Source organism: Pseudomonas sp. LSJ-87 (genome assembly GCF_032971465.1).
In the GTDB taxonomy this organism is placed as follows: domain Bacteria; phylum Pseudomonadota; class Gammaproteobacteria; order Pseudomonadales; family Pseudomonadaceae; genus Aquipseudomonas; species Aquipseudomonas putida_Z.
The window spans coordinates 41,936-61,341 of sequence record NZ_JAWJYQ010000025.1 but is presented as its reverse complement, the minus strand read 5'-3'; the positions used below and the strand labels follow the sequence as shown (position 1 = coordinate 61,341).

The following is a 19,406-nucleotide window of genomic DNA, read 5'->3' as shown; positions in this document are numbered from 1 at the left end:
CGAGCGGCGCAGGTTATCGAATGCATCGAATTTCAAGAACAAGAACCTGTCGAGGTGATGCCGATGAACAGCCAAGTGGATATCGAGCGAGCGCAAGACCTGGAAAGGCGCTTGCGTGCCTATGAAGAACTGGAGAACAAAGCGCACTGGCCGGGCGCATTGACGGTGGCCGACGTGGTGGCACTGGCCCTGCTGACGCTGGTGATGGTTGCCGGCGCGTACTACCTGGGAGGCCAGCCATGAGTGCTTCCCGCGAGCAAGAATTTCGCCTGAGCGCGGAACGTGGCGACACCCCCTTGCTGCCCAATGAGCGGGTTTGGGGTTTCTGGGGGTTTGCCTACGCCAACTCGGCGCTGGCGGTGGCCACCTGGGTGTTCCTGATCGGCGGCGCCACCGCGCTGTTCGTCGGGCCCTTGCAAGGGATTGCCGCAATCATCATCGGCAACATCATCGGCGTGGTCCTCGCCGCGTCGTCCACCTGCCTGCCGTGTGGCAAGTACGGCGTCGAGCAGTTCACCTTCCTGCGCAGCATGTTCGGCCTAAATGGTAGCCGCCTGGTGTACTTCCTCTCGGTGGTGGTGCTGACCATGGGCTGGCTGGCGGTGCTGGGGCTGATGTGCGGGCGGGCGCTGGACAACCTGGAAACCCTGGTGCAGCAGAGCCAGCCCAACGGTGATGGCTGGCTGGTAACCGCGGGAGGCTTGCTGGCCATCGTGCTGGCGGCGCTGGTGGCCATGCGCGGGCCGGACATGATCCGCCGGCTGAGCGCGGTGATCGCGCCCAGCCTGATCCTGATCATGCTGGCACTGATGTACTTCATCTCCGGTCGCTACAGCTTCGACGAACTGCTGGCCATGCCGCCCTTGCAGCCACCGTTCGAGAACCCGCACGTCAACTTCATGGTCGCGGTGGAGATCAACATCGCCGCGGGCTTCTCCTGGTGGCCCTACATCGGCAACCTGTCGCGCCTGTGCAGCAACCAGCGCACGGCCTTCTGGCCCAACCTGGTGGGCATCTTCGCTGCGGCGTCGCTGGGCGAGTCAATCAGCCTGTTCGCCGCCACTACCCTGGGCAGCAGCGACCCTACCGCGTGGATGCGCCTGGCCGGCGGCATGGGGTTCGGCGTCATCGCCCTGAGCTTCCTGGCGCTGGCCAACCTGACCGGCATGATCAACATCCTCTACACCGCGGTGATCGGCTTGCGCCAGCTGGGCGGCGAGCGCTTGCGCAGCGTGGGCTGGGGGGTACTGATCGGGCTGTTCTGCATCATCCCGGTATTGATCGTGGTGTTCCTGCCGGGGATCTACGACGGCTTCTTCATCTTCCTGGTGTGGACATCCGCGCTCAACAGCGCCCTGGCCGGCATCGGCATCGCCGATTACTTCTTCCTGCGCAAGCAGCGCCTGAACCTGCGCCAGCTCTACGCCGAACAGAGCGTGTCGCCGTTGCGCTACTGCAAAGGCTTCAACCCCATCGCGCTGCTGGCGCTGGTGGCGGGCTTCGCGATCTATGTGGTGGTGTTCAACCCGCAGACCCTGGCCCATACCGACTTCTTCACCTTCGCCACCGCCTCGCTGCCGTCCTGCCTGCTGGCCGGGCTGGTGCACTACGGCCTGACCCGGCTGCTGGCGACGCGCCTGGGCTGGGGCGGCTACCCAAAGCGTAATGAACACAACATCCAGGCCGCCGGCCTTCGTGTACAGGACTAGAACCATGACCAAGCGATACGACTACATCATCATCGGCGCAGGCTCTGCTGGCTGCGTCCTGGCCAACCGCTTGAGCGAAGACGCCGGTACCTCGGTGCTGGTCCTGGAGTTCGGCGGCAGCGACCGCAGTGTGCTGATCCAGATGCCCAGTGCCTTCTCGTTGCCGATGAACACCAAGAAGTACAACTGGCGCTACGAGACCGTCGCCGAAGCGCACCTGGACAACCGCCGCCTGCATTGCCCGCGGGGCAAGGTGCTGGGCGGCTCGTCCTCGATCAATGGGCTGGTCTACATCCGTGGCCATGCCTGCGACTTCGATGAATGGGAAAGCCTGGGGGCGAAGAACTGGAGCTACCGTAACTGCCTGCCGTACTTCAAGCGTGCCGAGCAGTACAAGTTTGGCGGTGATGACTACCGCGGCGGCATGGGGCCGCTGGCCACCAACAACGGCAACAACATGCAGAACCCGCTGTACGGCGCCTGGGTCGAGGCCGGTGCCGAAGCCGGCTATATCAAGACCGACGACTGCAACGGCTACATGCAGGAAGGCTTTGGTGCCATGCACATGACGGTCAAGGATGGCGTGCGCTGGTCCACGGCCAACGCCTATCTGCGCCCGGCCATGAGCCGGCCGAACCTGACCGTGATCACCCATGCCATGACCCGGCGCATCCTGCTCGATGGCAAGCGGGCGGTGGGCGTGGAATATGATCACGGCGGCCAGGCCCACAAGGTCCTGTGCAACCGCGAGGTGCTGGTGGCGTCCGGCCCGATCGGTTCGCCGCACTTGTTGCAACGCTCCGGCATCGGCCCCGAGGCCGTGCTGAAGAAGGCTGGAATCGAGGTGCGCCACCCCTTGCCTGGGGTGGGCGAGAACCTGCAGGACCACTCGGAAATCTACATCCAGTATGCGTGCAAGGAGCCGGTGACCCTCAACGGCAAGATGAACCTGCTGGGCAAGGCGATGATCGGCCTGCGCTGGTTGCTGTTCAAGGACGGTCTGGGCGCCAGCAACCACTTTGAGGCGGGCGGTTTCATCCGCTCATCCAAGGGCCTGCGCTGGCCGGACATCCAGTTCCACTTCCTGCCGGCGGCCATGCGCTATGACGGCGACAAACCGTTCAAGGGCCATGGTTTCATGGTGCTGACCGGGCCTAACAAGCCCAAGAGCCGTGGCCATGTGCGGGCGTTGTCGGCCGACCCGTACCAACATCCGGAAATCCGCTTCAACTACCTCGAGAGCGAGGAAGACCGGGAGGGCTTCCGCCGCTGTGTGCGGCTGACCCGCGAAATCATCGCCCAGCCGGCCATGGACCGTTTCCGCGGCGAGGAGCTGGCGCCCGGGCCGCAGGTGCAGACCGATGAGCAGATCGACGCATTCGTGCGCGCCAACATGGAAAGCACCATGCACCCGTGCGGCTCGTGCCGGATGGGCGAGGATGACATGGCAGTGGTCGATTCGACATTGCGTGTGCATGGCCTGCAGGGGCTGCGGGTGATCGACTCCTCGGTGTTCCCGAGCGAGCCCAATGGCAACCTCAACGCGCCGACCATCATGCTGGCCGAACGCGCTGCCGACCTGGTGCGCGGGCGCCAGCCGCTGGCACCGAGCGATGTGCCGGTTGGCCTGGTGGGGGGCTGGGAGGAGCAGCAACGCAGCCGTGCGCCGCTGCGCGAGATGCCTGTCCGCTAAATAGCCGGGCTGACGCGTTCGGTGTAGGAGCGGCCTTGTGTCGCGATAGGGCTGCGCAGCAGCCCCAGGATTTCAGCGCAGAAGCGAACATTGCCGGGGCCGCTTTGCGGCCCTATCGCGACACAAGGCCGCTCCTGCAGGGGATCGCGTCAGCCTGGCGGACTGAATGCGCTCCATTGGAATGATTTCGATACAGAAATGGGGAGGGGCAGCGCTCAGTGTGCCCGGGGCTGCTCGAACGCCTGATTGGCACGGTTTTCTGGAGTGACTTCTTTACAGGCACGAAAGCCCTGATTGAATAAAACCCCGCCAACTAGCGCTATTGGCGTTTGGCACAGAGCTTGCTCGCTACCTTGCACGCGATCGGACTTGAAAGTTGTTCATCCGGTCTCGAGGTTTGAACTTGTGACGTTATAAAAACAATTAGACTAGCAAGGTAGAAAACAATGAATAACTTGCCCCACGGTCACCGCCCGCCTGATGGTGACGCACACGAACTCAAGCGTAACCTGTCCAACCGCCATATCCAGTTGATCGCCATTGGCGGTGCTATCGGCACCGGCCTGTTCATGGGCTCTGGCAAGACCATCAGCCTGGCGGGGCCCTCCATCATCTTTGTCTACATGATCATCGGCTTCATGCTGTTCTTTGTCATGCGGGCAATGGGTGAACTGTTGTTGTCCAACTTGAAGTACAAGTCGTTCATCGATTTTTCGGCTGACCTGCTCGGCCCGTGGGCGGGGTTCTTCACCGGCTGGACCTACTGGTTCTGCTGGATTGTCACCGGTATCGCCGACGTGATCGCCATCTCTGCCTATTCGCAGTTCTGGTTCCCCGACATCCCCTTGTGGATACCGGCGTTGGCGTGTGTCGGCCTGTTGCTCAGCTTGAACCTGATGACGGTGAAGATGTTCGGCGAAATGGAGTTCTGGTTCGCCATGATCAAGATCGTCGCCATCTGCGCGCTGGTCTGCACCGGGTTCTACATGGTGGCGCTGGCTTACCAGTCGCCGGCCGGGCATGCGGCATCGCTGGCCAACCTGTGGAATGACGGTGGCATGTTCCCCCATGGCGCCATGGGCTTCTTTGCCGGCTTCCAGATTGCGGTGTTTGCCTTCGTCGGCATCGAACTGGTGGGGACCACCGCCGCCGAAACCAAGAACCCGGAACGCAACCTGCCACGGGCGATCAACTCGATTCCCTTGCGCATCATCGTCTTCTACGTGCTCGCGCTGGTCGCCATCATGGCCGTCACGCCCTGGCGTGAAGTGGTGGCCAACAAGAGCCCCTTCGTCGAGCTGTTCGTACTGGCCGGTCTGCCGGCAGCCGCGGGCATCATCAACTTCGTGGTGCTGACCTCGGCCATGTCGTCGGCCAACAGCGGCGTCTTCTCGACCAGCCGCATGCTTTACGGCCTGGCAGTGGATGGCGATGCGCCTGGCAAGTTCGGTGCGCTGTCCCGCCGCGCGGTACCTTCCAACGGCCTGATCTTTTCCTGTGTGTGCCTGACGGGCGGGGCGCTGGTCATCTACCTGGTGCCGAACATGCTCGAGGCCTTCACGCTGATCACCACGGTGTCGGCACTGCTGTTCATGTTCGTCTGGTCGATCATCCTGCTGTCGTACCTGGCATACCGCAAGCAGCGTGACCCGTTGCACCAGGCGTCGAGGTACAAGATGCCGGGCGGCACGTTCATGTGCCGGGTGTGCCTGGTGTTCTTCGCTTTCATCCTGGCCTTGCTGGCGCTGGAGGCCGACACCCGCAGCGCGCTGTACCTGATGCCGGTCTGGTTTGCCGTGCTGGGCCTGGCCTATCGATCGATCCGGCGGAAAAGGCAGCAGGCCATGCAGCTGTCATTCGATGCCGATTGATCACCCTATTCACGTTCTGCCCAAGGGGGACGGCGCGCTGCGCTGTCCCCCTGTCGTCTTTTTGCCAAGCAGGGAATCTTTATGAGAATCCACGTCAACTTTGTCGACCGTGTCGGTATCACTCAGGAAATCCTCTCGCTGCTTGGGGCGCGCAACCTCAATCTTGATGCGGTGGAGATGATTCCGCCCAACGTCTACATCGATGCCCCAACCTTGTCCCCGGTGGTGCTGGACGAACTCTACGCTGCCCTGATGGACGTGGACGGCGTGCAGAAGGTGGCGCTGGTCGACTTCCTCCCCGGCCACCGCCGGCGCCTGCAGCTGGAGGCATTGCTGGCGGCGATGAGCGACCCGGTGCTGGCGGTGGACCCTGGCGGTCATGTGCTGCTGGCGAACCCGACCCTGGTCGCCCTGGTGGGGCGCGAGCCGGCCGGTGAGGCGTTGAACAGGTTGTTTGCCGAGCCGGACCTGGCCAAGACCCTGATCGACAAGGGCTTCCGCCTGCCAATGTGCGAGGTGGGCTTTCAGGGCCAGGCCCTGCTGCTGGAGGCCACGCCGATAAGCGGTGGCGCCGATGGCCTGGTGGGTGGCCTGCTGACCTTGTACCCACCCAGCCGCATCGGCGAGCGCCTGGCCTCGCTGCTGCATGACAACAGCGAAGGCTTGGGGGCGTTGCTGGGCGAGTCGGCGGCGCTGCAGGCGCTAAAGGCCCGCCTGCACAAGGTGGCGAGCCTGGAGGCGCCGGTATTGATCCAGGGCGAGACCGGTACGGGCAAGGAACTGGTGGCCCGTGCCTGCCACGCGCTGAGTGCCCGGCGAGATGCCTCGTTCCTGGCGCTGAACTGCGCGGCGTTGCCCGAGAGCCTGGCCGAAAGCGAGCTGTTCGGCTACGCCGCCGGTGCCTTCACCGGCGCCCAGCGGGGCGGCAAACCGGGCCTGCTGGAACTGGCCGATGGCGGTACGGTGTTTCTCGATGAAGTGGGCGAGATGTCGCCGTACCTGCAGGCCAAGCTGCTGCGTTTTCTCAATGACGGCAGTTTTCGCCGGGTGGGCGGTGGCAGCGAGGTGCAGGTGAATGTGCGGGTGGTCTGCGCCACCCACCGCAACCTGGAAAACATGGTGATCGAGGGCGGCTTTCGCGAAGACCTCTACTATCGCCTCAACGTGCTCAACCTGCAGGTGCCGCCGCTGCGTGAGCGCGGCAAGGACATCCTGCTGCTGGCCGAGCATTTCCTGCGCCAGGCCTGTGCGCAGATCCAGCGCGCCCCTTGCCGGCTGGCGCTGGCCACCCATCCGCTGCTGCTGGGCAATCGCTGGTCCGGCAATGTGCGCCAGTTGCAGAACGTGATATTCCGCGCGGCGGCCATCAGCGAAGGGGATGTGATCGACTGCGATGACCTGGAGCTGGCTGGCACCGCCCTGAGCAGCCAGCAAGCCGAGGGGCAGGAGATCGTCAGCCTCGAAGCGGCCGTGCAGGCATTTGAAAAATCCTTGCTGGAGAAGCTGTACACGAGCTACCCCTCGACCCGGCAACTGGCGGTGCGCTTGCAGACTTCGCACACGGCGATCGGCCAGCGTTTGCGCAAGTACGGCATCGCCAGTCGGGTCTCGTAGCCGGCCCGGTGCGAATACGCTCCGCTGGAGTGATTATGCTCCAGGCGGGCGTGGTCCCGAGTTCATTGGCCCGTGCTGTCAGGGTTGGCTGCCGGGCCCAGGCCGCGGAGTGAATACGCTCCATCGCGCAGGCTTGGGATGGACCGAAATAAAACAGTAAGGCATTGATGTATAAGGGTTTTAGTGAGTTGGCATCAGCCTTGCTCTGTATCAGTCGGTCCTGCATCAGGACCTATCTGATAACAAGAGAGGAAGATCCATGAGCACGCTGCGTTTTACTCCTGAACACGAATGGCTGCGTCTGGAAGCGACTGGCGAGTTGACCGTCGGCATCACCAGCTATGCCCAGCAGGCCCTGGGTGACGTGGTGTTCGTGCAACTGCCGGAGCCGGGCGAGTACGGAGAGGGCAACGAAGTCGCGGTGCTCGAGTCGGTCAAGGCCGCCAGCAACATCACCATGCCTTTGCGCGGCACCGTGGTGGCTGTCAACCAGGCCCTGGCCGACGACCCCGAGCTGGTCAACACCTCGCCCATGCAGGACGGCTGGTTCTTCCGCATCCAGGCGGCCAACCCGTCGGAGCTCGACAGCCTGATGGACCAGGACGGCTACGACCGCTTCCTGGCCGACAACGCCTGAGCCAGGGGGCAGAGATGACCAACGCATCCATCCCGCTGGGCACTGACAACGAATTCATCGCCCGCCACATCGGCCCGCGCGAGGGCGATATCGACGCCATGCTGGCGCTGGTCGGCCATGACTCACTGGAAGCCCTGATCGACAGCGTCATCCCCGCCAGCATCAAAGGCACCAGCGTGCTCGAGCTGAGCAAGGGGCAGGGCGAGGCTGAAGCCCTGGCCGCACTCAAGGCCATCGCTGCGAACAACCAGCTGTTCAGCAACCACATCGGCCAGGGCTATTACCCTTGCCACACGCCCACGCCGATCCTGCGCAACCTGCTCGAGAACCCGGCCTGGTACACCGCCTACACGCCGTACCAGCCGGAAATCTCCCAAGGCCGCCTGGAGGCGTTGCTGAACTTCCAGACCCTGGTCAGCGACCTCACCGGCATGCAGATCGCCAACGCCTCGTTGCTCGACGAAGCCACCGCCGCCGCCGAGGCCATGACCTTCTGCAAGCGCCTGGCGAAGAACAAGGCCCCGGCGTTCTTCGCGTCCAGCCATTGCCACCCGCAGACCCTCGATGTGCTGCGTACCCGTGCCCAGCCACTGGGTATCGAAGTGGTCATCGCTGATGAAGCGTTGCTGGATGGCCAAGCCCTGGACGGCTATTTCGGCCTGTTGCTGCAGTACCCGGCCAGCACGGGTGCCATCACCGACCACCGCGCCCTGGTGCAACGCGCCCATGCGGCGGGTGCGCTGGTGGCTGTGGCCGCCGACCTGCTGGCACTGACCTTGCTGACCCCACCGGGTGAGTTCGATGCCGATGTGGTGCTGGGCAGCGCCCAGCGCTTCGGCGTGCCGCTGGGCTTTGGCGGCCCGCATGCGGCGTACTTCGCCACCCGCGATGCGTTCAAGCGCGACATGCCCGGCCGCCTGGTGGGCGTATCCATCGACCGCTTCGGCAAGCCGGCCCTGCGCCTGGCCATGCAGACCCGCGAGCAACACATCCGCCGCGAAAAGGCCACCAGCAACATCTGCACCGCGCAGGTGCTGCTGGCCAACATCGCCAGCATGTATGCGGTCTACCACGGTCCCCAGGGCCTGGAGCAGATCGCCCGGCGGGTGCACCGCCTGACCGCGATCCTGGTGCAAGGGCTGAAACAGCTCGGGCACAAGGTCGAGCAGGCGCACTTCTTCGACACCATCAGCGTGGTCACCGCGAGGCCTTTGGCTGATGTGCTGGCTGCCGCCAATGCGGCACGCCTGAACCTGCGCCTGATTGACGAACTGCGGGTTGGTGTGTCGCTGGATGAAACCTGCGAACAGGCCAGTGTCGAGGCCCTGTGGCAGGTGTTCGCCGAACCCGGCCAGGCGCTTCCAAGCTTCACCGCGTTGGCCGCCGGCAGCAGCGATTGCCTGCCCGTACCACTGCTGCGCGCGACCCCGTTCCTGCTACACCCGGTGTTCAACCGCTACCATAGCGAAACCGAACTGATGCGCTACCTGCGCCGCCTGGCCGACAAGGACCTGGCCCTGGACCGCAGCATGATCGCGCTCGGCTCGTGCACCATGAAGCTCAATGCCGCCAGCGAGATGGTCCCGATCACCTGGCCCGAGTTCGGCGCCCTGCACCCATTCGCCCCGGCTGAGCAGTCGCAGGGTTACCGCCAGCTGACCGATGAACTGGAGGCCATGCTCTGCGCGGCCACCGGCTATGACGCCATGTCGCTGCAGCCCAATGCCGGTTCCCAGGGTGAGTATGCCGGCCTGCTGGCGATCCGCGCCTACCACGCCAGCCGTGGCGAGGCAGGGCGCGATGTATGCCTGATCCCGTCGTCGGCCCATGGCACCAACCCGGCCACGGCGCAGATGGCCGGCATGCGGGTGGTGGTGGTCAACTGCGACGAGCGTGGCAACGTCGATGTCGCCGACCTGCAGCTCAAGGCCGAGCAGCACAGGGCGCAGCTGGCTGCGCTGATGATCACCTACCCCTCGACCCACGGCGTGTTCGAAGATGCCATCACCCGCATCTGCGACATCATTCACGAGCACGGCGGCCAGGTGTATCTGGATGGCGCCAACATGAACGCCATGGTCGGCCTGTGCGCCCCGGGCAAGTTCGGTGGCGACGTGTCGCACCTGAACCTGCACAAGACCTTCTGTATCCCCCATGGCGGTGGCGGCCCCGGTGTCGGCCCGATTGGCGTCAAGGCGCACCTGGCGCCGTTCCTGCCCGGTCACGCCCATCTGGCGAACCCGCAGGGCGCGGTCAGCGCGGCGCCTTATGGCAGTGCCAGCATCCTGCCGATCACCTGGATGTACATCCGCATGATGGGCGGGGAAGGGCTCAAGCGCGCCTCGCAGCTGGCGATCCTCAATGCCAACTACATCGCCCGCCGCCTGGAGGAACACTACCCGGTGCTGTACACCGGGGAGAACGGACTGGTCGCCCACGAGTGCATCCTCGACCTGCGCCCGCTCAAGGAAAGCAGCGGCATCAGCGTCGAGGACGTGGCCAAGCGCCTGATCGACTTCGGCTTCCATGCCCCGACCATGTCCTTCCCGGTGGCTGGCACGCTGATGGTCGAGCCGACCGAGAGTGAGTCCAAGGAAGAACTGGACCGCTTCTGCGCAGCGATGATCTGCATCCGCGAGGAAATCCGCGCCGTGGAAAACGGCACCCTGGACAAGCTCGACAACCCGCTGAAGAACGCCCCGCATACCGCCACCGAGCTGGTGGGCGAATGGCCCCACGGCTATGCCCGGGAGTTGGCGGTGTACCCGCTGGCCGAACTGCGCGACAGCAAGTACTGGCCGCCGGTGGGGCGCGTGGACAACGTCTACGGCGACCGCAACCTGGCCTGTGCCTGCCCGCCGCTGTCGAGCTATCAAGATGCCTGACCCTGCTGGCCCGGACGCTTCCGGGCCGTGCTTGCCGACCGAACAACAAGGAATCTCACCCATGTTCCACAAGAGCCTGACCCTGTCCGATTTCGACCCTGCACTGTCCGCGGCCATCGGCCGTGAAGTGCAGCGCCAGGAAGACCACATCGAGTTGATCGCTTCGGAAAACTACACCAGCCCCCAGGTGATGCAGGCCCAGGGCACCGAACTGACCAACAAGTACGCCGAAGGCTACCCGGGCAAGCGTTACTACGGGGGCTGCGAGCATGTCGATGTGGTCGAGCAGCTGGCCATCGACCGCGCCAAGCAGTTGTTCGGTGCCGGTTATGCCAACGTCCAGCCACACTCGGGCTCCCAGGCCAACGCGGCGGTCTACCTGGCCCTGCTGCAGGCCGGTGATACCTTGCTGGGCATGAGCCTGGCTCACGGCGGCCACCTGACCCACGGGGCCAAGGTGTCGTCCTCGGGCAAGCTGTACAACGCCGTGCAATACGGCATCGATGCCAACGGCCTGATTGACTACGACGAAGTCGAGCGCCTGGCGGTCGAGCACCAGCCGAAGATGATCGTGGCTGGTTTCTCGGCTTACTCGAAGACCCTCGACTTCCCGCGTTTCCGGCAGATCGCCGACAAGGTCGGGGCCTACCTGTTCGTCGACATGGCCCACGTCGCCGGGCTGGTCGCGGCAGGCCTGTACCCCAGCCCGCTGCCGTATGCCGATGTGGTCACCACCACCACCCACAAGACCTTGCGCGGGCCGCGTGGCGGCCTGATTCTGGCCAAGGCCGACCCGGAGCTTGAGAAAAAGCTCAACTCGGCGGTGTTCCCAGGCGGGCAGGGCGGGCCGCTGATGCACGTGATCGCGGCCAAGGCGGTGTGCTTCAAGGAGGCCCTGGCGCCTGGTTTCAAGGATTACCAGCGCCAGGTCATCAGCAACGCCCAGGCCATGGCGCAGGTGTTCATGCAGCGCGGTTTCGACGTGGTTTCCGGTGGCACCGACAACCATCTGTTTCTGGTCAGCCTCATCCGCCAGGGCATCACCGGCAAGGATGCCGACGCCGCCCTGGGCCGCGCGCACATCACGGTGAACAAGAATGCGGTGCCCAACGACCCGCAGTCGCCGTTCGTGACCTCGGGCCTGCGCATCGGTACCCCGGCAGTGACTACCCGTGGGCTCAAGGAGGCGGAATGCCGCGCCTTGGCGACCTGGATCTGCGACATCCTCGACCATCTCGGTGATGCCGACGTCGAGGCCCAGGTGGCGCGCCAGGTGGCAGCGCTGTGCAAGCTGTTCCCTGTCTATCCGGCCTGACCTCAGGGCTTGGCGGCTGCCGGCAGTGTGCCGGCAGCCCATATCATCGAAGGCCAGGAGCCAGCCATGACCACAGAACAATTGCAACAAACCCCACTGCACGACCTGCACCTGGCGCTGGGGGCACGCATGGTGCCATTCGCCGGTTATGCCATGCCGGTCCAGTACCCGCTGGGTGTGCTCAAGGAACACCTGCACACCCGTGAACAGGCTGGTCTGTTCGACGTTTCGCACATGGGCCAGATCCGCCTGCGTGGCGCAGAGGCCGCCAGGGCGTTGGAAGCGCTGGTGCCGGTCGACATCATCGACCTGCCGGTGGGCATGCAGCGCTATGCGCTGTTCACCAATGACGACGGCGGCATCCTCGACGACCTGATGGTGGCCAGGCTGGGTGACGACGAGCTGTTGCTGGTGGTCAACGCCGCCTGCAAGGAGCAGGACCTGACCTACCTGCGCCAGCACCTGGAAGGGCAGTGCGAGGTCGAGTCGCTGTTTGCCAGCCGGGCCTTGCTGGCCCTGCAAGGCCCGGCGGCGGCCAAGGTACTGGCGCGACTGGCGCCCCAGGTTGCCGGCATGACTTTCATGCAGTTCGCCAGTGTGAGGCTGCTGGGTGTCGACTGTTATGTCAGCCGCTCGGGCTACACCGGCGAAGACGGCTACGAAATCTCGGTACCGGTCGAGGCGGCGCCCATGCTTGCCCGTTCGATGCTGGCCGAAGCCGAGGTCCAGCCCATCGGCCTGGGGGCCCGTGATTCGCTACGCCTGGAGGCCGGGCTGTGCTTGTACGGCCATGACATGGCGGTGCACACCACGCCGATCGAGGCCAGCCTGGGCTGGGCGATCTCCAAGGCCCGACGTGCCGAGGGTGAGCGCGCTGGCGGCTTCCCCGGCGCCGAGCGCATCCTTGCCCAGCAGCACGAAGGCGTGGCCAGCAAGCGCGTGGGCCTGCTGCCTGCAGAGCGCGTGCCGGTGCGTGAAGGGGCAGAGATCGTCGATGCTCGGGAGCAGGTGATCGGCCGGGTCACCAGTGGCTGTTTCGGACCCAGCCTGGGCGCGCCGCTGGCGATGGGCTACCTGCAGAGCGAGCAGGCAGCGCTGGGCACGCAAGTGTTCGCCCTGGTACGCGGCAAGCACGTGCCGATGCAGGTGGTGCGCACACCGTTCGTGGCGCAACGTTACTACCGTGGCTAAAGGCCAGACTGTCGGAGCATGAGCATGAGTGAAATCCAGACTGCCCCTACGCGCTCGCAGCCCTTGCAGGCTGGGGTGAAACTGCGCGGCGCCGACAAGGTGGCGCGCATCCCGGTGAAAATCCTGCCCACCGAGCAGGTGCCGCGCAAACCCGACTGGATTCGCGTGGAGATTCCCACCACGCCGGAAGTGGCACGGGTCAAGGCCCTGCTGCGCAAGCACAAGCTGCACAGCGTGTGCGAAGAGGCGTCCTGCCCGAACCTGGGGGAGTGTTTCTCGGGCGGCACGGCGACGTTCATGATCATGGGCGACATCTGTACCCGCCGTTGCCCGTTCTGCGATGTCGGCCATGGCCGGCCCAAGCCACTGGATGCCGATGAGCCGACGAACCTTGCCATCGCCATTGCCGACCTTGGCCTGAAGTATGTGGTGATCACCTCGGTGGACCGTGACGACCTGCGCGATGGTGGCGCCCGCCACTTCGCCGATTGCCTGCGCGAGATCCGCAGGCTGTCGCCGGGTATTCAGCTGGAAACCCTGGTGCCGGATTACCGTGGCCGTATGGACGTTGCTCTGGACATCACTGCGCAAGAGCCGCCAGACGTGTTCAACCACAACCTGGAGACCGTGCCGCGCCTGTACCGGGCGGCACGGCCGGGCTCGGACTTCGAGTGGTCGCTGGACCTGCTGGAGCGCTTCAAGCAACGCCTGCCGGCGGTACCGACAAAGTCCGGCCTGATGCTCGGCCTGGGCGAGACCGATGCCGAGGTGGTCGAGGTGATGCAGCGCATGCGTGAGCATCAGGTTGACATGCTGACCCTGGGGCAGTATCTGCAACCGTCTCGCAGCCACCTGCCGGTGCAGCGCTTCGTGCACCCTGACACCTTCGCCATGCTTGCCGAGCAGGCCTTGGCGATGGGGTTCAGAAACGTGGCCTCCGGGCCGCTGGTGCGCTCGTCCTACCACGCTGACCGGCAACTGCAAGCAGTTTAAGGGTTCAGATCACCATCATTCGCGGTAGGTGCCTTTTTGCTTGGCGGCGTGAACCGCGAGTGCATCCATGAGTGGGGGCAACAAGCAGTCGCAAGGTTCCAGGCCAAGTTTACGCAGACGCTCGCGAATCGCCGCCATCTGTGCCGGTGGCGTGCCGCTTTCGATCACCGAGGACACGAAAGCGGCAAATGCCAGGATGAGGCCTCAGTTCACCATCACTTCGTCCAGTGCCTGCTCAAGGGTGCTGACCGTGCGCTCGATATCGTGCAGTTTTTCGAGCCCGAACAGACCGATGCGGAAGGTCTGGAAGTCGGCCGGCTCGTCACATTGCAACGGCACTCCGGCGGCTATCTGCAGGCCGTGCTCGACAAATTTCTTACCGCTCTTGATATCGGCATCATCGGTGTAGCTCACCACTACGCCCGGGGCCTGAAAGCCGGCGGCGGCCACGCTCTTGATGCCTTTGCCGGTCAACATGGCGCGCACTCGATCGCCCAGAGCCTGCTGTTCGCCGCGGACCTTGTCGAAACCGTAGGCTCGCATCTCGTTGATTACTTTGTTAAATCGCGCGAGAGAGTCGCTGGGCATGGTCGCATGGTAGGCATGCCCGCCCTGTTCGTAGGCCTGCATGATCTGCAGCCACTTTTTCAGGTCGCAGGCGAAACTGCTGCTTTGCGTCTGCTCGATGCGCTCCAGGGCCAAAGCACTGAGCATCACCAGGGCGCAGCAAGGGGAGGCGCTCCAGCCTTTCTGTGGAGCGCTGATCAGCAGGTCGACTGCGCACTTTTGCATATCAACCCAGATCGTGCCTGAGGCGATGCAGTCGAGCACGAACAGGCCGCCCACCGCATGCACAGCGTCGCCGACGGCCCGCAGGTAATCGTCGGGCAGGATAATCCCGGATGAGGTTTCAACGTGGGGGGCGAAGACAATCTGCGGCTTGTGCGCCTTTATCGCCGCCAGCACTTCGTCCAGAGGGGGCGGAGCGTAGGCAGCCTGGCGACCCGTGTCGACCGGTCGGGCTTTCAGCACCGTGGTGGCCGCCGGGATATTGCCCATCTCAAGGATCTGGCTCCAGCGATAACTGAACCAGCCGTTGCGTATCACCAGGCATTGCTGACCGGTGGCAAACTGGCGCGCTACCGATTCCATGCCGAATGTACCGCTGCCGGGCACTACCGCAACAGCCTGGGCGTTATAGACCCGCTTCAGGGTCCTGGAAATGTTCTTCATCACGCCTTGAAACGTCTGCGACATGTGATTGAGCGAGCGGTCGCTGTACACCACCGAGTACTCGACCAGCCCCTCAGGATCAATGCTGGGATAAAGCTTCGACATGGGTGACTCCTTTGGCAGAGATGTCATTGGTATCGACCCTGTCCTTAGCCTTGTCAAATGCCAAGATTGACCGGGACTGATGAAATCCATGTGATACCGCGGCGCCTGCTTCGCGGCTGAAGCCGCTCCCCCAGGGGGCGTGGCGTTCTTGCCGGCCAAGCGTGAAAGCCCATGCTGGGCCAAGGTTGCAGCAAAGCATCGGCCGCTGGGCCGCCTGGCATCGTGTTGATCTGCGACCGATTGTGGGTGACTTTCGTCAGCTTGTATTGGCTGGTGTGGTGCATTAAGCACCATCGAGGAACGTCTCGGCGTGCCGCTGTTCGTGCGCCAGCACAATGCCCTGTTGGCGAATGATGCCGGGCTTTGTGTGGTGCACTATGCACTGTTGATCCATAGCCTGGGCCATTTGCGCGATGAGGTGTTGGGGATCGTGCTCAGGGGCTGTCAGGATCCCCGAAGAACATTTGGACATCCATATAAATCAAAAGGTTATGAATGGGGAGTTGATTTTGTACCCCAGATGTACCCTTTTTTACAGCAGCTACGAGTGGATTACAGTGCACGCACCGAGGGGAGGGCCGGTGTCAAACGTGCAATCCCTCACCAGTCGCGCAGCTCATGCTTTGGGCTCATCCCAGTCGCTACGCGTTGCAGTAATCAGCGCATCCCAGTCATCAGGAGGGTTGCCGCGGCCGAGCATCTTCTCGAATACGACGTAGGGATCGGATTTGCTGCCTGCGGACCGTAAGGTGTTTTCGTCGTTGACCCATGCATAGACGATGACCTTGGACCTTGAGTCGTAGCGAAAGAACAGCCGAAAGCGCCTGCCGATTTTTGCGCGGCGCCAATGTCTGTAGGCGGTGCCCAGCGTGTTGCCTTGGCGGAACTCATCACGGCCCGGGTCGGCAGGCACAGCCTCCATGATCAGATGGCTCAATGCCCGAAGCAGCTTGACGTTGGCGTTGCTTTCAAAACCTTGCGGATCGTTCTGCTCGGCCCGGGCGGCGGCTTCTTGCAATTTGCGTAGCTGTAAAGTCACACCCTCATGGAACAACAGTGTCCAGCCATGTCGCAGCATCAGATCGCGACCTCACCGTCGATATCTTCGTCCAGGTTTACAGGGTGGTTTGCATTGGCGAGCATGGTTTGCGCCAAGTCTTCCGGCAGGGTGGTGAGGTTGCGTCCGTTTCGGATATCAGCCTCCAGCAAACCCAGGAACGCACCGATGGCAGGGTCTTCGTGGGTGGTTTCTACGCGGCTGACCACGATTTCACCCCCGCGCACGTCGAATGCAATCTTGCCACCTGTGTCAACGCCCAGTAGCTGGCGAACGGATTTTGGCAGTGTGACCTGTCCCTTCGAGGTCAACGTGGCGATTTCGTGGATGGCAGGCATGAGTGTTCTCCCGGATGTATTGATCGGATGGTAAGGAATAATCCTTACTCGGTCAATCTTGGTTTCTGCTGATCAAGGATAGGCGGGGAGGACGCTCAATAGCGCCGCAGGATGAGTTACACCACTTCCAGGGACGCGATCGGCGCGAAGCCCCTAAAGACTGTCAGGGTCGCCGAAGAACATCTGTATCCGCGACCGCAACCACCGCTCTGCCGGGTCATTGTCCTGCGCCCCGCGCCAGGCCATGTGCAGCTCGAAACTGCGCACATCCAGCGGCAGATCCTCAGCCCGCAACCCACCCGCCGCGGTCAACGCATCCGCCGTGTAATCCGGCACCGTAGCGACAATATCGGTGCCCGCCAGCAAGCTCCCCAGCCCGTTGAACTGCGGCACCGCCAGCACCACGTGGCGCTTGCGGCCAATCTCGTCCAGCGCCTCGTCGATGAACCCCGACAGGTCCCCGGCAAACGACACCAGCGCATGCGGCCGCGCGCAGAAGTCGTCCAGGGTGATGGCGCCGGGCACGCTGTCGGCGCGCAGCAGTTTCGGCATGCTGCGGCGCAGCACCTTGCGCTTGGCGTTGGCTGGCAGTTCGCTGGTGTAGCTGACCCCCACCGAGATCTCGCCCGAGGCCAGCAGCGTCGGCATCAGCAGGTAATTGACCCGGCGCACCACCAGCACGATACCCGGCGCTTCGGCGCGGATGCGCTTGAGCAGCTGCGGCAGCAGGGCGAATTCGGCGTCGTCCGACAGGCCGATGCGGAACACCGCATTGCTGGTGGCCGGGTCGAATTCGGCAGCGCGGCTGACGGCGGTGGAAATCGAGTCCAGCGCCGGGGACAGCAGGGCGAAGATTTCGTGGGCCCGGGCCGAGGGCTCCATGCTGCGGCCGGTGCGCACGAACAGCGGGTCGTCGAACAGGTTGCGCAGGCGCGACAGGGCCGCGCTGATGGCGGGCTGGCCGAGGAACAGTTTTTCCGCGGCACGGGTCACGCTGCGCTCGTGCATCAGCGTTTCGAACACGATCAGCAGGTTGAGGTCTACGCGACGCAGGTCGTTTCGATTCATCGGTGCGCTTCGCCTAAAGTGGGGCAGAGGTGAATCTTAAGGCCAAAGGCTGGTACCCTGCACGGGTTTAGGGGGACCAATCGCAGGGAAAGTCAGGTGCCCAATCGATGACAAGCATGTCGACTATTAATGACCACTGATGGTCTAACCGGCAAAGCCCGGATAAAGTCCGTGGTAATTAGAGGTTCACAAAGGCGAGGTATGCGATGTCCCGCATGATCCGTTTCCACAAGTTCGGCGCTGCCGATGTGCTCCGTTGCGAGGAGCAGGCCGAACCGTCACCTGCTGCGGACGAGGTACAGATCCGCGTCGAGGCGGTTGGCGTCAGCTGGTATGACGTGCTCTGGCGCCAGAACCTGGCACCGTCTCAGGCGCGCCTGCCGGCGGGGATCGGCCACGAGATGGCCGGGGTGGTGACCGCGGTCGGCGAAGGGGTCGAGGATATTGCGGTGGGTGACCGGGTTGCCAGCTTCCCGGCCACCAGTGCCAACGACCACCCGGTGTATGGCGATGTCATCGTGCTGCCGCGTTCGGCCATTACCCGTTATCCGGATGTGCTCACCCCGATCGAGGCCAGCGTGCACTACACGCCGCTGCTGATCGCCTATTTCGCCTACGTCGACCTGGCCCGGGCCAAGGCCGGGCAGACTGCGCTGGTCACCGATGCCAGCCACTGCGCGGGCCCTGCCTTCGTGCAACTGGGCAAGGCCCTGGGGCTGAAGGTGTTTGCCGCCACAAAAGAGGCGGATCAGCGTGAGTACCTGCTGGGCCTGGGCGCCGACAAGGTGATTGTCACCGAAGAGCAGGACCTGTTGCTGCAGGTTGGCAAGTACACCGATGGCCGTGGCGTGGACATGGTCCTCGATGGCATGGGCGGGCCGCAGATGTCGCTGCTGGGCGATGTCCTGGCACCGCGTGGCAGCCTGGTGCTGTATGGCCTGCAAGGCGGCAATCAGACGCCGTTCCCGGCTTGCGCGGCGTTCCAGAAGAACATCCAGTTCTATGTGCACTGCATTGGCAACTTCACCGGCAAGCCGGAGCTGGGTATCAGCCAGGACCAGGTGGCGCTGCAGCGCGCCCTGCGTGATATCAACCAGTTCACTGCCGACCAGTTGCTGACACCGCAGATCATCAAGGTGTACCCGTTCGAGCAGGTGGTCGAGGCGCATCGCTACATGGACCAATGCCCGTGCGGCGGGCGTGTGGTGCTGGACATGGCGCAGCACTGACAGCGGTCTGCATCTATCAGGAAACCCGGGCAGAGTCCCGGGTTTTTTGTGCCTAATAGAGACTGGTTTTACGTTAAAAAAAGAAGTTTCCTACAATTAAATACGACGCGGACTATATTTGAGCTGATTGCTCCGTGGCTTGCCGAAATATCCCGCCAAGTTTTTTGTCTTGTACTGTTCCCGCCTGGCAGTCAATGTGTTTTCTCACTTCCGCTGAATGGTTTTTTTACCCTGATCTGTATCTTCTATTCGCTTTGCATCCCTCGATAATGGCTCAATGATAGTTTGCGCAAGGAGCGTGGAATGAGCATGGCTATGCCCAGGCCAGGGCGGTGTATGGCAGCGGCGGGGCGTCGCGACGATGGGTTTTTCTCGATGTCATGGCGACAGTGATGGTTACGTCATTACTTCCAATTAGTTGTAGGAAATTTCTTCTGGAAAAGTTCGGGGCATGTTGATGTTCAGGTC

At 63.3% G+C, this 19,406-nt stretch carries 15 protein-coding genes and 1 pseudogene; 11 read left to right on the top strand and 5 right to left on the bottom strand.

Annotation, left to right across the window (positions count from 1 at the left end; all coding sequences use genetic code 11):
• Positions 1-63: 63 nt before the first annotated feature.
• From RYH74_RS16805 to lipA, 10 genes are all read left to right on the top strand, one after another.
• Entirely contained in the window at positions 64-243 is a 180-nt protein-coding gene (locus RYH74_RS16805; protein ID WP_031325569.1) for a hypothetical protein, read from the top strand.
• Positions 240-1,709, top strand: a complete 1,470-nt coding sequence (locus tag RYH74_RS16800; RefSeq protein WP_317409784.1) for a purine-cytosine permease family protein — start codon at positions 240-242, stop codon at positions 1,707-1,709. The genes RYH74_RS16805 and RYH74_RS16800 overlap by 4 nt, the downstream gene beginning before the upstream one ends.
• Before the next feature lie 4 nt (positions 1,710-1,713).
• Positions 1,714-3,402, top strand: a complete 1,689-nt coding sequence (betA, locus tag RYH74_RS16795; RefSeq protein ID WP_075045425.1) for a choline dehydrogenase — start codon at positions 1,714-1,716, stop codon at positions 3,400-3,402.
• Positions 3,403-3,848: 446 nt separating this feature from the next.
• Entirely contained in the window at positions 3,849-5,273 is a 1,425-nt protein-coding gene (cycA, locus tag RYH74_RS16790; protein ID WP_085663891.1) for a D-serine/D-alanine/glycine transporter, read from the top strand.
• A gap of 81 nt (positions 5,274-5,354) precedes the next feature.
• Entirely contained in the window at positions 5,355-6,887 is a 1,533-nt protein-coding gene (locus tag RYH74_RS16785) for a sigma-54-dependent transcriptional regulator (protein WP_317409783.1), read from the top strand.
• 259 nt (positions 6,888-7,146) lie between these two features.
• Positions 7,147-7,524 carry a glycine cleavage system protein GcvH gene (gene gcvH / locus RYH74_RS16780; RefSeq protein ID WP_075045422.1) on the top strand — a complete coding sequence of 126 codons (378 nt, stop codon included), beginning with the start codon at positions 7,147-7,149 and terminating at the stop codon, positions 7,522-7,524.
• Positions 7,525-7,538: 14 nt separating this feature from the next.
• Complete coding sequence (gene gcvP / locus RYH74_RS16775; RefSeq protein WP_317409782.1) at positions 7,539-10,409, top strand: aminomethyl-transferring glycine dehydrogenase; 2,871 nt, start codon at positions 7,539-7,541, stop codon at positions 10,407-10,409.
• Positions 10,410-10,470: 61 nt separating this feature from the next.
• Positions 10,471-11,724 (top strand): serine hydroxymethyltransferase, encoded by a 1,254-nt coding sequence (glyA, locus tag RYH74_RS16770; protein WP_075045420.1) that lies wholly within the window; start codon positions 10,471-10,473, stop codon positions 11,722-11,724.
• A gap of 66 nt (positions 11,725-11,790) precedes the next feature.
• Positions 11,791-12,915: a glycine cleavage system aminomethyltransferase GcvT gene (gene gcvT / locus RYH74_RS16765; RefSeq protein WP_075045419.1), complete on the top strand. Its 1,125-nt coding sequence runs from the start codon at positions 11,791-11,793 to the stop codon at positions 12,913-12,915.
• Positions 12,916-12,933: 18 nt separating this feature from the next.
• Positions 12,934-13,908: a lipoyl synthase gene (lipA, locus tag RYH74_RS16760; protein WP_084785201.1), complete on the top strand. Its 975-nt coding sequence runs from the start codon at positions 12,934-12,936 to the stop codon at positions 13,906-13,908.
• 15 nt (positions 13,909-13,923) lie between these two features.
• On the opposite strand, the pseudogene RYH74_RS16755 reads toward lipA, so the two are convergent.
• The 5 genes and pseudogenes from RYH74_RS16755 to RYH74_RS16730 all read right to left on the bottom strand — a co-directional run.
• Positions 13,924-14,097 (bottom strand): annotated as a pseudogene (locus RYH74_RS16755) (glutathione-dependent formaldehyde-activating protein); the annotation flags it as partial.
• Positions 14,098-14,112: 15 nt separating this feature from the next.
• Positions 14,113-15,246 (bottom strand): aminotransferase class V-fold PLP-dependent enzyme, encoded by a 1,134-nt coding sequence (locus tag RYH74_RS16750; protein WP_317409809.1) that lies wholly within the window; start codon positions 15,244-15,246, stop codon positions 14,113-14,115.
• 616 nt (positions 15,247-15,862) lie between these two features.
• Positions 15,863-16,324, bottom strand: a complete 462-nt coding sequence (locus RYH74_RS16740) for a type II toxin-antitoxin system YhaV family toxin (protein ID WP_075045415.1) — start codon at positions 16,322-16,324, stop codon at positions 15,863-15,865.
• Entirely contained in the window at positions 16,324-16,641 is a 318-nt protein-coding gene (locus tag RYH74_RS16735; RefSeq protein ID WP_075045414.1) for a type II toxin-antitoxin system PrlF family antitoxin, read from the bottom strand. Before RYH74_RS16735 ends, RYH74_RS16740 begins: the two co-directional genes overlap by 1 nt.
• Before the next feature lie 153 nt (positions 16,642-16,794).
• A complete protein-coding gene (locus tag RYH74_RS16730) occupies positions 16,795-17,709 on the bottom strand; it encodes a LysR family transcriptional regulator (protein ID WP_038409468.1) in 915 nt (304 codons plus the stop codon).
• A gap of 206 nt (positions 17,710-17,915) precedes the next feature.
• On the opposite strand from RYH74_RS16730, the gene RYH74_RS16725 reads away from it, so the two are divergent.
• Entirely contained in the window at positions 17,916-18,938 is a 1,023-nt protein-coding gene (locus tag RYH74_RS16725; protein ID WP_038409469.1) for a zinc-dependent alcohol dehydrogenase family protein, read from the top strand.
• The last annotated feature ends 468 nt before the right edge of the window (positions 18,939-19,406 follow it).